Below are 12,817 nucleotides of genomic sequence, written 5' to 3'. Positions count from 1 at the left end.
GTGTTGTCTCCTCTTGTTGGTGTCCGGGGCTGGCCTGCTTACGATTCCGGCCGGCTCCCCGTGTCCCGCGGCAGCCAGGCCTCGAATTGCTCGAGGCCTTGGGGCGCCAGGTTCCTGATGATGTCGTGAAAGCTCAAGGGAATGAGTTGCTGCGCGCGGCGGATGAGATACGGCGCGGGGTGCCCGGGCTCGTTGGCCTCGAAGTAGGCGCACACCTTGCCCAACATGGCCATGGCCTCCTCACGCGACTGGATCCGGGCATCCTGCCCGCGTGTGCCGGCGGCCGGCGCGGCAATGCCGGCCGGTGTGGCCGCCGCAGGCGTGGCGGCATCTTGGCCCACGGCGGCAGTCGCTTCCGGCGCCGCATTCGGCGGGTCGCGCGCCGCGTCCAGCACGACGTCCAACGTCCGCAAAATAGCGCTGTAATCCGGCGTCCAGGCGACGCCAAGCTTGTCGGTCACCAGCTTCTGCACGCGCCGCAGCGCATCCGCGGCGGACGCCAGCGCCAGCACGCCGGCCTCGCGTTGCGTCCATGCTTCGCGCAGGCGCGCGACCACGCGGGGGCGCCCGCCGGGGTAGCAGTCCGCATCCTGGCGGCTGCCATCAAGCAGCGCCTCGGTATCTCGCAAAGACAGTTGGCCGTGCACGCCGTTGACCAGGCTCGCCGACCGCACGCTGCGCGCGCAACCCAGCATGTCGCCGAACGCCGCCAGGGCGTTCATGCGCGGCATCGGGTCGTCTTCGCCCACGCTGTCCAGGCGCGGATGCACGGGCTCCCAATAGCGTTCCAGGGTGTCGACGGCCAACGCCAGCCCGTCCGCGTACCCAGGCAGGCCACGTATCTCGGTCCATGCGCAGGTCAGCAGGCCAATCACGCGCAGGTCCCGCGTGCGTTCAAGCAGCGCGCGGGCCAGGCGTTCGACCTCGCGCCAGTCGGGCGGCTGCGCGGCGATGATGGTCGAGCCGAACTGTTGTTCGTCCCGGCCGGCCGCGGCTTGCTGCAGCTGCAGGAAGTCAGCGTCGTATTCGAGGTCGTCCCCGCAGGGCAGACGTGAATCGAGTGTATTGAGGATATCGGCGAAGTCCATAGTCATTGCTTAAATGCCTGGGGATGCTGCCTGGATACAACCACTACGCTCCGCGCTGCTTCACGGAAGGTGAATTCTAGGCACGTCTTTCCGCATGCAACGGACAACTAACAACTTCAGATTTTTCTTACAGGCAGCTAACAACCCCCTAAACAATTGAACACTTGTGACCCAGCTACGCTGATGTTTTGACATACTCCTTACGCGCAGAGGGCGCAGTCGCAAGCGTTGTTACCGAACCGTAAAAAACACAAAAGCATGTGATAGCGCTTCTCGGCCGCTTTGGGCGGTGCCTACAATCGGCGCTCACGCTGGCGGCAGACCGGCGCGCAGGCAGAATCAGAGACAGACGTCCCCGGCGCCAGCGAGGCCCTTACGGCCACGCCCGCCCTTTACGAGCGGCCCCATTGCGTGGCCGGCCATCCCTTTGCAGTCATCGTGGCGCGCGCGCTTCGCGCGTCCGCGAGCATCCAGAACAAGCAAGCGCAGCAGCAGGTGAATTCTCATAAGGAGACGATGAGATGGACCGCAACGTGCCAAGCGAACGTGTCGTCAAGGCACACACGCCCTTGCCGCCGGAACAGCTGAAGTTCCGCAGCGTGCACGGCGCCGAGAGTCTTTCGCAGCTGTTCGAACTGGAGGTCGAGCTGGTCTCGGAATCCTATTCGCTGGACATGAAGTCGCTGCTGGGAAAACCGCTGACGCTTGAAATCGAAACCGCGTCGTCCACGCCGCGCTATCTCGGCGGACACATCACGCGCTGCATGCTGATCGGCCGCGAAAACAACACGTCGCGCTACACCATCTACCGCGCCACGGTGCGCCCGTGGCTCTGGTACCTGACGCAGACCTCGGACAACAAGATCTTCCAGAACAAGAGCGTGCCCGACGTTATCCGCGAAGTGCTCAAGGACTACGCCTACCCGGTGGAGTTCAAGCTGACGGAAACCTACCGCAGTTGGGAATACTGCGTGCAATACCAAGAGACCGACTACGCCTTCATCTGCCGGTTGATGGAGCACGAAGGCATCTACTTCTGGTTCAAGCACGACAACGGCAAACACACGCTGGTGCTCACGGACGACATCACGCAGCACGAGCCCGTTCCCGACTACGAGCAGATCCCCTATTACGGGCCGGACCGCATCACGGTCCCGCGCGAAGACTACATCCACAAGTGGGAAGTCGCCGAACAGATCACGCCCGGCGCGTTCGCCACCACCGACTACCACCCCCTGACGCCCGCCGCCAGCCTGGAGGCGCGCCGCAACAATCCCGGCGCCTACGACCACGGCGACCTCGAGATGTACGAATGGCAAGGCGGCTACACCAACCCCGACGACGCGGAACACTACACCCGGGTGCGCTTGCAAGACCTGCAATGCCGGCAAGAACAAAGCACGGGCTCATCCAACGCACGCGGCCTCTCTCCCGGCCATCTGTTCACGCTACGCAACCATCCGCGGCAGGCCGAGAACCGCGAGTATCTCGTCGTCAGCACCTACTACCGGATCCGCGAATCGGGCTACGCCAGCGGCCAGATCGACGCGGGCGACTTCGACCTGGAGTTCGTCGTGGTGCCCTCCAGCACGCAGTTCCGCGCGCCGCGCATCACGCCGATCCCGCGCACGCACGGCCCTCAGACCGCGACGGTCGTAGGCAAACAGGGCGAAGAAATCTGGACGGACAAGATGGGCCGCGTGAAAGTGCAGTTCCACTGGGACCGCTACGGCAAGAAGGACGAAAACAGCTCGTGCTGGGTCCGCGTGTCCAGCCCATGGGCCGGCGGCGGTTTCGGCGGCATCCAGCTGCCGCGCGTGCGCGACGAAGTGATCGTGGACTTCATCGGCGGCCAGCCCGACCGTCCCATCGTGATCGGTCGCGTCTTCAATGCCAACAACCTGCCGCCCTGGGACCTGCCCGACAACGCGACGCAAAGCGGCTTTCTCAGCCGCTCCAAGAGCGGCACGCCCGCCACCGCGAACGCGTTGATGTTCGACGACAAGAGCGGCAGCGAACGCATTTGGCTGCATGCCGAGCGCGAGCTCTGCACCGAGGTCGAGGCCAACGAAATTCATTCGACGGACCTGAATCGCAACACCACCATCGGCGAGAACGACACCACCAAGATCGGCGGTTTTCGCGACACCAAGATCACCGGCACCGACAACCTTGAAGTCGGCAAGCGCCGCGATGTTTTCGTCAAAGGGCATGAGGAATACACCGTCAAGGCATCGCGCACCGTCAACGTCAAAGACGGCCTGATGGAAGAGAAGTTCGACAACGGCTTGAAGACGACCGTTGCCGCGAAAGGCGAGGAACGTGAAGTCACGGGGCTGTTCAAGGAAACGCTGAAGACCGGCCAGCAGGTGTATGTCGACGAAGGCGATTCGCTGCATCACGTCAAGACGGGCACGCTGACCGAAAAGGCCAAGGGCAAGGTCGAACTGCTCTCCACCGATGCCAATATGGACGTGAAGGCCAAGACCGCGATGCTCGTGCAATCGGAAACCGCCACGATGGACCTCAAGTCCAAGGGCAAGATGCACATGGAATCGGAAGGCGCCACGGTGATGATCAAGGCCGACGGCAACATCACGCTGAAGACGCCGGCGGACGTCGTGATGGACGCGGCCAACGTCAAGGATCTTTCCAAAGAGAGCTGGCTGCAGGCCACCCCGTTTTCCATCGGCCTGGCGGTGGCCAAGGCGGAATTCGGCCTGCACCGCGTGGCGTTGTTCCGCACGACGGTCATGCTGAACACCTCATTCACCAACTACGCCATGATCAGCAACATCGGGCAAATGCTCTCTTACCGCACCACGGGTGCCGGCTATTCCTTCGATGCCGTGGAGGCGAAGAAAGTCGGGCTTGGCGCGTCGATGGTCGGCCTCTGGACCATCATCTGAAGCCGCCATGTCGGACTTCATGACTGCCTGGCCGGATTGGGCAAAGTGGGTCGCGCTGGGCTTGCTGCTGTCGGCCGTGCAGGCGGGCGTCATGCTGTGGCGCGGCCACAAGCGCCGCGCGGCCGCGCGCCTGCAAGCACAACGCCTGCAAGCCGTGCGCATCGGCGGTGTGGCCAGCACGGCTTGCGTCACTGCCGCGCGCGACACGCGCAGCCGCATCGGCGACACCCTGTATTTCGTCATCGAGCTGGACCTCGACGTGGCCGCCACCGCCGCCACCCCGGCGCTCACCCGCACGCTCGCCGTACCGTTGTCGCCGCTGCATCTGGCCGACTTCGGCGTAGGCAAGACCGTGCGGGTGCGCGTGGACGCCGCCACGCATGAAATCGTCGTGGACCAGCCCACCGGATAACCCATGAAGACCATCAAGCCTTTCCGCCTGGGCATCCTTACCCGGCCGTACCGCTGGCAGCGCCGCGATCTGCTGGGCGTGTCGGTCTTCGCGCTGGTCGACATCGCGCAAACGCCGGCCACCTTGTTGACTGACCAGGAACTCTGGAAGCTGGCCGCCGCAGAGGGCATCGGCGCGCTGGACCTGGCCACGCCAAAACTTCACCCGGAAGTGCTGGTCACGGGGCACGCCTATCCGCATGATGCCAAGCGCCCGGGCGCCTGCGGCGTGCGCCTGAAAGTCGGCACGATAGACAAGTCGCTGCTGGTGTTCGGCGACCGCTACTGGGTCGATGGCAAGGCCACCGCGCCGCAGCCGTTCGAGCGCATGCGGCTGGACTGGAGCCGCGCCTACGGCGGGCCTGACGTCGCCGAAAACCCGCTGGGCATCGGTGCGCAAGACGAAGAGATCAACGGGGTACGCGTGCGGCGTCTGCCGAGCGTCGAGCACCCACTACAGCGGATCAGCGCCCCCGGGCAACGGGTCGCCCCGGCGGGCTTTACCGCGTTGCCCCTGGAGTGGCCGCAACGGGCGGCGCACATGGGCCGCGAGTACGGCCAGGAATGGCTGGAGCATGACTTCCCCGGGTTTGCGCCCGACATGGACTGGCGCTTCTTCAACGCGGCCCAACCCGATCAATGGGGGCCTGCGAACACGGCGCTTGCCGGCGGCACGGACTACGAGCTGTGGAACATGCATCCCGAACAGCCGGTGTTGCGCGGACGACTGCCCGATTGGCGCGCGCGCTGCTTTGTCAGCCGCCAGGCCGACGGCAGCGCGCTCGAAGAGGCCGACCTGCGGCTGTCCACCGCCTGGTTTTTTCCCGACCATACGAAAATGGTGCTGATCTGGCACGGCGTCCTGCCCGTGCGCGAAGACGACGCGGCCGACATCCGGCACATCATGCCGGCGCTGGAACACGCCGGGCAGCCGAAAGAGGTGGCCTACTACCAAGACGTGGTGCGGCAACGCCTGGACCCCGAACTGGGCGCGGTTTACGCCCTGCTGGATTCGCAGCTCGTGCCGGAAGACCTTTGCGGCGGATCGCCGGAAGACGATGCGCAGGCGTCGGCCACGCGTCCCTCCCACCGGAATCTGCATGCCGGCGCCGCGCGGCGCCACGCGCGCGAACGCGAGTCGCTGCTGGCACAGGGCCTGGATCCGGACCGCTACATGGTGCCGCTTGAGCCGCCCCCCACCGCGCCCAAGCTTGCCGACCTGCCGCAGACGATTCTGCGCATGCAGCAAGAGCTGGAAGAGGCCAAGCGCCTGTCCAGCGGAACCGCGGCACGCGCGCTGGCCGACCCCAACCTGCCCGTCATGGCCGAAGTGGCCGGCGTGGACATGGACACGCTGCGCCGGCAGGAAGACGACGGCAAGCTGCCCGCCGGTTTCGATCCCCGCAAGATCAAGCGGCATCTGGCCGAATTCGACGCCAGCCCGCATGCTCAGGCCCGGCGCGCAACGGCCGAAGGCGACGGAACACCGCCGCTTGCCGAAACGCTCGGCGTGCAGGTTCATCAGGCCTATCAGCAATCCGCGCACCATTTCGCCCCGCCCCCGCCCATGCCGCCGCTACGTGCGCAGCGCACCCGCCGCAAGCTGGACGCGCGCCTGAAAACCAACCGCGACTGCCGCGACATGAACCTCACCGGCGCGGACCTATCGGGCATGGATCTTTCGGGCGTCAACTTTCAACGCGCGATCCTGGCAGGCGCGACGCTCGTCGACGCGCGGCTGGACGGCAGTGACCTCACCGATGCCGTGCTGACGGGCGCCGACCTGACGCGGGCCGGCATGCGCCGCGTCAACCTGACACGCGCCAACCTGGGCCGCACGCAGTGCCGGCAGACCGACTTCACCGAGAGCCAGATGGTCGACACCACCTGGGACCATGCTCACTGCGAAGACTGCTGCTTTGTCGATAGCGCATGGCACCAGGGGCGTCTGCACCAGGCGCGGCTGCTGCGTTGCGACCTCACCCGGGCGCGGTTCGACCAATGGGCGGCCATGAACGCCACGCTGGAAGCTTGCCGCTTTCGCGACGTGCGGCTGGATCAATGCGTGTTCATGCAAGGCGCGCTCGCGGATGCCGACTTCTCTGGCGCGGCGCTCGTGCGCGTGAGCTTCATGGATGTCGCCTTCTCCGGCGGCTTCACTATGGAAAACGCCACGCTGGACGGCTGCGCCTTCGCAGGCCGCGTCGAGCTGGCGGGCGCCTGCCTGCGCGGCATCCAGTTCAAGCATGGCAGCGCGCGCGGCGCAACGCTGACCGGCGCCGACATGCGCGGCGCTCGACTGAGCGCCAGTGATTTCTCGGAATGCCATTTTCAAGACGCCGACCTGAGCGGCCTGATCGCCCCCGACACGTACTTCGTGCGCGCGGATTTCACCGGCGCCCGGCTGCGCAACGCCAACTTGATCAACAGCCTGCTGGGCAAGGCCATCTTTCTGCGCGCCGATCTTGCCGGCGCGAACTTCTTCCGTGCCGATGTCGCGCAGACACTCATGGACGACAGCACCGGGCTTGACCATGCCTACACGCAAGGCGCGAAGCGCTGGCCCGCCCGGCAGCCGGAGCACCCCGCATGAACCGCGACGCGTTGATGGACCGCGTGCGCCATGGCGAACCGATCCAGCACCTGAAGCTGGCGGGCGTTGATCTCTCGGGCCTGGATCTGGCGGGCGGCTTCTTTGATCATGTGGACTTCAGCGGCGCGAAGATGCAAGGCTGCCAGTTGCAAGACAGCCAGTTCATCCACTGCGTCCTGACGCGTTGGGACGCCAGCGGCGCCAATCTGGACATGGCGCGCCTGATCCGCTGCCAGGCGCCAGGCGCCCTGCTCGGCGGCGTCCGGCTCCATGGCGCCAGCTTTACAGAATGCGACCTGACCGGCGCCAGTCTTGACCAAGCCGATTTGCACGAGTCGACCTTCACCGCCACCTCGCTTGCGGATGCCTCGCTGCGATCCGCCCGGGTGCAGCGCTCGGTATTCTCACGCGGCGACATGGCAGGCGCCGACCTGTCGCAAGCCCAACTCAGCGACACCTTGTTCCATCAGTTGGATTTGCGCCGCGTCACGTTAGCGGGCGTCAATGCCGCCAGCACGATGTTCATCGAATGCGACCTGTCGGAACAGGATTTTTCCGGACGAGCCTACCCCCTGTGTCATTTCACGGATTGCCAGTTGGACGCTGCGGACTTCCGCCATACCGACCTGCGCCAGGCCGGGTTCAAGGGGTCGTCGCTGCGGGGCGCGCGCTTTGCCGGCGCATCCGCCCCGCAGGGGCTTTTTCCGCTGGCCGATCTACGCGGCGCCAACCTGCAAGGCGGCCGTTTCGACGGCGCCATCTGGGCAGAAGCGACCCTGGATGACGCAACCTTCCAGGGCGCCAGCCTGGCGCTGTGCATCTTCCAGCGCGCGCGTTGCGCCGGCACCGACTTTCGCGGTGCCCATCTTGCCGACGCTGATTTTTCCCTGGCCGACCTGAGCCTGGCGGACCTGCGCGACGCCACCTTCCTGCGCACGCGCATGCACCGGGCGCTGACGCGTGGCGCGCGTTGGACGCAGCGCCACGGCATTATCGAAAACGATGCGCCCTTGCTGGAAGCCGAACTGTGGTCGGCGGCACGCGCACCCCTTTGACCTCGGCGTGGCACCGCTGCGCCGCCATCGCATCAGGAGTGGAAAACATGCAAGTACTCTGCCAGTTGCCCAGTGTCGGCCTTGGATTCCCCGACGTCTGCAAGACCCCGGTGCCGCCCGTGCCGCATATCGACGTGTCGACATCGTCCATGGGTATCCCCGTGGTCTGGAACGTATGGTTAAGCTGCGCGCCGATGCACAACATGGTCACACCCATTCCCGTCACCTTGGGCGATACCGCCGGCGTGGGCGGCGGCGTGATATCCCAGACGTTCATGGGCCAGGCCCGTTACATGACCGGGGCGTTCACCGTCCTGGTGCGTGCCGCCCCGCTCGTCCGCGTAAGCAGCCTGACGGTGCAGAACACCATCAACACGCCGGGCGTCAAGGTAGCCACGCCGCAGAAATCGATGTTCGCGCTGGCGGCGTGACCCTGCTTGGCTCGGGCTACAGTTCGCCGTAGGAATGCAGGCCGGACAGGAACATGTTCACGCCCAGGAAGGCAAAGCCCGTGATCAGCAAACCCATCAGCGCCCAGTAGGCCGCCATGGTGCCGCGCAGGCCTTTGATCAGGCGCATGTGCAGCCAGGCCGCGTAGTTCAGCCAGACGATCAGCGCCCAGGTCTCCTTGGGATCCCACTGCCAATACGCGCCCCAGGCGTCGGCCGCCCACAGCGCGCCCAGGATGGTCGCGACCGTGAAGAAAGCGAACCCGACCGCAATGGCGCGATACATGATGTCGTCCAGCACTTCCAGCGACGGCAGCGCCGCGGCAATGCGGCGGCGGCCCAGCAGGATGGCCCCCACGATCACGGCGCCAATGCCGAAATACAGCATCCAGGTCGCCGACAGGCCGTCGGTGCGGAACACCATCGGCTCGGCGCACAGCAGCACGCCCAGAACGAACAGCGGCGCCAGCTTGGCCCACGACGTGGTCTGCCCGTGCTGCTTGATCAGATAGGCAAAGCCCACCATCGCCGCCAGCGAGAACGTGCCATAGCCAATGAAGTTGGCCGGCACATGCAGCTTCATCCACCAGCTCTTCAAAGCCGGCACCAACGGCTGGATCTGCCCGGCGTCGCGCGTGAACGAATACCACAGCAAAAAGACCACGGCCGACGTCACCACCAGCAGCACGAAGCCGCCCAGCGCACGGGTCGCGTACTTGCGTTCGTAATACAGGTAGAACAGCGCCGTGATCAGCGAAAACAACACAAAGACTTCATACAGGTTGCTGACCGGGATGTGGCCCAGGTCCGGCCCCATCAGATGGCCTTCGCGCCAGCGCACCAGCAACCCCGTGACGCCGGCGAAGACGGCGCCCCAGGTCAGCGCCGTGCCCAGCCACGCGGCCGTGGGACTGACCACGCCGATCCAGTAGCAAACCATCGCCAACGCGAACAGCGCACACATCCACAGAATGGCGGACTGGGACGAGAACAGGTACTTCAGGAAAAACACCTGTTCGGCGCGAGCCAGGTCATTGCCGTACAGCACCAGCGCCAGCCCGGCCGCGATGGCACAGGCGATCATCAGGTGGCGCAGGGGCCGCCACAGCCAGCCCAACCATACCAGCGCCGGCACAGTGCCGCACAGGATGATCTTCTCGTAATAATCCATCGCGTTGCCGTGACGGGTCAGCGCGAACGCGGCGCCCACCGACAGCAACAAAAAGAAGACGACGTCGGTCCAGTCCGGCTTGCCACGGCGGGCGCGGCTATCGCCGGTTTCCGACAGATTGTCTTGCCAGAGCGTGTCCGGCGACGAGGGATGGGTAGTGGTCGTAGTCGACATAAATGAACCTTAAGACCTCTTCTGGCGCAGCAGCGCCTGCTTGAAGCGTTCGAACTCTTGATTGAAGTCGAGTGTACGCTTCTGGGACGTCATGGCCGCCATCACACTGCTTCCGCTTTCATTCGGCTTCACCCAGATCCAGATGCGGCGATCTCGAATATAGAACATCGAGAACACCCCCAGAACCAGCAGCAGGCTACCCAGGTAGACGGTGTTCTTGCCCGGGGTGCGGCTGACCTGGAACACGCTGGCCTGCACGTGGTTGAAGTCAGCCAGCGACAGGAAAACCGGCGCCGGGTACACGGTCAGGTCCGATAACGCCGCCACGGCCAGACGCGACCACACGGCCGCGCGCTCGCCTTCAGGCCCTTCGGACGCCACGGCCGGCAGGCCGGCACGTTCCCGTTCGATGGCGCGCAATTCGTTCATGCTGGCGCCGATCAGGCGGATCACCACGTCGGCCGCGCGCTCCAGGTCGGCGGCGGGCGTGTTGGCCTGCAGGAAGGCGGCGACGGCTTGCAGCCCGCCCGACGAGAACGTCTCCAGCGCGCGTTCCGCGGCCGTCTGCAAGGGCTGGCGATCCGCGCCCGACGGACTGTTGCGCTCGGCAAAGCGACGGGCCGCCTCCTGGCGCGCCGCCGGGTCGGCCAGCGTCGCGCGCAGACGCATGAATTCGGCGATGGAACTGTCGTCGTCGGCGGGGATGCGCAGGTAGCGGAACGGCTCGGACGCATTGTTGCGCACGCCGGCCAGGAACACGCTGGCGCCGTCCAATTCCATGGGCAGCATGTAGTTCTGGAATTCGTGCGCCTGCCCCGCATCGTCGATCAGCTTGTATTCGACGCTGGGCCCCACGTTGCGCAGGTTTTCGTTCTTCTTGCCCGCCGCGCTGCCGGACACCGACGCCACATGCTCGGCGAAGCTGCGGTTATCGCCCTTGGGATCGCCGCGCGTCAGGTCTTCCACATTGATCGGGCGCATGGCCGTGATTTCGACGCCCATGCTGCGCGGGCCGTTCGCGGTGTGAGCGGTTACTTCGGCGGTCTTGCCCACCGTGCCGTCGACGGCGAATGCCTTGCTGTCGGAACCTACCAGCGGGTAGCCTTTCAGCACCACCGTGCTGCCGCCATCGTCAAAGCTGGATTGATAGACGGTCATGCCCTTGAAGCGCAAAGGTTCGTTGACTTCAATGGTGGAATCGAACGTCTTGCCGGTGTCGGGGTCGGTCACTTCAACTTCGCTGACAAACCGGCTGGGCATGCCGGTGGAGTAGTAGTCGACGATGAACTTCTTCAGCTTCAGCGTGAAAGGCATGGGCTGCACCAGGGCGCCGTCGCCCACCATCACGACCGCGGTGCTGGCCTGGCCTCCCTCGGGCACCAGGACGCTGGCGCGAAAGCTCGGGTTGTCCACCGACAGGCGGCCACTTTCCGGCACTTCCGAGATCAGCATGTTCTCGACGATGGGCTTCTTGCCGCCCAGCATGACCTGCAACCGCACAGGCAGTTCGCTGTCCAGCAGGCCGCCAATGCAGATGATGACCATCGCCGCGTGCGCGAACACGTAGCCCAGCCGATTGGCGCTGCCCTTCTTGGCCGCCAGCATCACGCCGTCGTTGTCCGTCCGTTGGCGCACGGCGTAGCCCATGCGTTCCAGCATGGATTTCAGGCCGGCTGCCGTCTGCGGCACATCGGTGGGAGCTTCGGTTTCGACGCGGTGCGGAAAACCGCGCAGGCTGCTGGCCCGCACGTGCTCGCGGAACGAACGCGCGTCGCGCAGCATCTTGGGTGCGTTGCGGATCAGGCAGACCGAGGTCGACACGACCAGGAAGCCCATGATCAGCAGGAACCACCAGCTGTTGTAAACGTGCCAGATCGAGAACTTGTCGAACACTTCGAACCAGAACGGGCCGAACTGGTCGATGTAGTTGTTCGACGAGCGATTCTGCTGCAACACGGTCCCGACCAGGCTCGCCACGCAGATGAACATCAACAGGCTGACGGCGAAACGCATCGAACCGAGCAGTTCGAAGAAATCGCGGGGCAGGCTGCGCAAGGAGGGGCGGGTATGGGTTCGTGTTGAATTCATGAAAAAAGGGGGGCCGCGCAATCGGCTACCCCCCTCATAGACAGCGCATGGCGGAAAGAGGTTCCGTCATGCCCAAGTTGCATGAACGCGGACCAGCCGCGCGCGTTGCAGGCTTACGCCTACCGCAGGCCAGCCGCGTAGTCCGACACCGCCTTGATATCGGCGTCCGACATCCGGTCCGCGATAGCGAACATGATGTCGTTCTTGCGGTCGCCGCTGCGGAACAGCTTGAGCTGCTCTTCGATGTACATGGGGAACTGCCCCGACAAGCGGGGGTATTGGCCGGGCAAGCCCGCGCCATTGGCAGAGTGGCATGCCGCGCAGGCGGGCACATTGCGTTCGGGCAACCCGCCGCGCCAGATCTTTTGACCCAGATCAACCAGCTTCTCCTGGCCGGCCGTGGCGGGCTCTTTCAGCGGCTGCTGCGCCAGATACAGCGCAATGTTCTGCATGTCGGCCGGCGTCAGGTTCTGCGCCATGGCCGTCATCGGGGTCGGATTACCGCCAGCGCCATTGCGCACGGGCAGCTTGGCGCCTTGCTTGACCTGGAAGTCGGCCAACTGCTTGGCCAGGTATTCGTGGGGTTGCGCGGCCAGGTTGGGGTTCACCGGGATGGTGCTGTTGCCCGCCGCGCCATGACAGGACGCACAGGCGATAATGCCTCTTGAGGCATCGCCCTGGTCAAACAGCTGCCCGCCCTTGGCGGCATCTGGCTTGGCCGGGCCTGCAGCGCCGTCAGCGGCGAAACTGGGTGAAGTTAAGGCGGAGGCGCCGAGCAACAGCCCGCTCGCAACCAACATCCGGGACAGCACACGCTTCATGAAGACCTCGACGATCGCA

Annotated in this window: 9 protein-coding genes; 5 read left to right on the top strand and 4 right to left on the bottom strand. The window is 65.1% G+C overall.

Annotation, left to right across the window (positions count from 1 at the left end):
- Positions 1-38 precede the first annotated feature (38 nt).
- On the bottom strand, positions 39-1,088 hold the full coding sequence (tssA, locus tag ACI0FO_RS12375; protein WP_416027406.1) for a type VI secretion system protein TssA: 1,050 nt from the start codon (positions 1,086-1,088) through the stop codon (positions 39-41).
- 521 nt (positions 1,089-1,609) lie between these two features.
- Between tssA and ACI0FO_RS12370 the strand changes: the two genes are divergently transcribed.
- From ACI0FO_RS12370 to ACI0FO_RS12350, 5 genes are read left to right on the top strand one after another with little or no spacing between them, the layout of a single operon-like run.
- Positions 1,610-3,997 (top strand): type VI secretion system Vgr family protein, encoded by a 2,388-nt coding sequence (locus ACI0FO_RS12370; protein WP_416026986.1) that lies wholly within the window; start codon positions 1,610-1,612, stop codon positions 3,995-3,997.
- Between the two features lie 7 nt (positions 3,998-4,004).
- Positions 4,005-4,409, top strand: coding sequence for a hypothetical protein (locus tag ACI0FO_RS12365; RefSeq protein ID WP_416026985.1), 405 nt, complete (start codon positions 4,005-4,007; stop codon positions 4,407-4,409).
- 3 nt (positions 4,410-4,412) lie between these two features.
- On the top strand, positions 4,413-7,040 hold the full coding sequence (locus ACI0FO_RS12360; RefSeq protein WP_416026984.1) for a DUF2169 domain-containing protein: 2,628 nt from the start codon (positions 4,413-4,415) through the stop codon (positions 7,038-7,040).
- Positions 7,037-8,095 (top strand): pentapeptide repeat-containing protein, encoded by a 1,059-nt coding sequence (locus ACI0FO_RS12355; RefSeq protein ID WP_416026982.1) that lies wholly within the window; start codon positions 7,037-7,039, stop codon positions 8,093-8,095. Before ACI0FO_RS12360 ends, ACI0FO_RS12355 begins: the two co-directional genes overlap by 4 nt.
- A gap of 47 nt (positions 8,096-8,142) precedes the next feature.
- Positions 8,143-8,526, top strand: coding sequence for a DUF4150 domain-containing protein (locus tag ACI0FO_RS12350; RefSeq protein ID WP_105555970.1), 384 nt, complete (start codon positions 8,143-8,145; stop codon positions 8,524-8,526).
- Between the two features lie 16 nt (positions 8,527-8,542).
- On the opposite strand, the gene ccsB is transcribed toward ACI0FO_RS12350, so the two are convergent.
- From ccsB to ACI0FO_RS12335, 3 genes are all read right to left on the bottom strand, one after another.
- Entirely contained in the window at positions 8,543-9,889 is a 1,347-nt protein-coding gene (gene ccsB / locus ACI0FO_RS12345) for a c-type cytochrome biogenesis protein CcsB (protein WP_416026981.1), read from the bottom strand.
- Positions 9,890-9,898: 9 nt separating this feature from the next.
- Positions 9,899-11,977, bottom strand: a complete 2,079-nt coding sequence (locus ACI0FO_RS12340) for a cytochrome c biogenesis protein ResB (protein WP_416026979.1) — start codon at positions 11,975-11,977, stop codon at positions 9,899-9,901.
- Between the two features lie 119 nt (positions 11,978-12,096).
- Entirely contained in the window at positions 12,097-12,798 is a 702-nt protein-coding gene (locus ACI0FO_RS12335; protein ID WP_105555968.1) for a c-type cytochrome, read from the bottom strand.
- Positions 12,799-12,817: the final 19 nt, after the last annotated feature.

Origin of the sequence: Achromobacter marplatensis, assembly GCF_049060505.1 — a bacterium.
Lineage (GTDB): Bacteria > Pseudomonadota > Gammaproteobacteria > Burkholderiales > Burkholderiaceae_B > Achromobacter > Achromobacter marplatensis_A.
The sequence above is the reverse complement of the archived record's forward strand: the minus strand, read 5'-3'. Positions and strand labels throughout refer to the sequence as shown.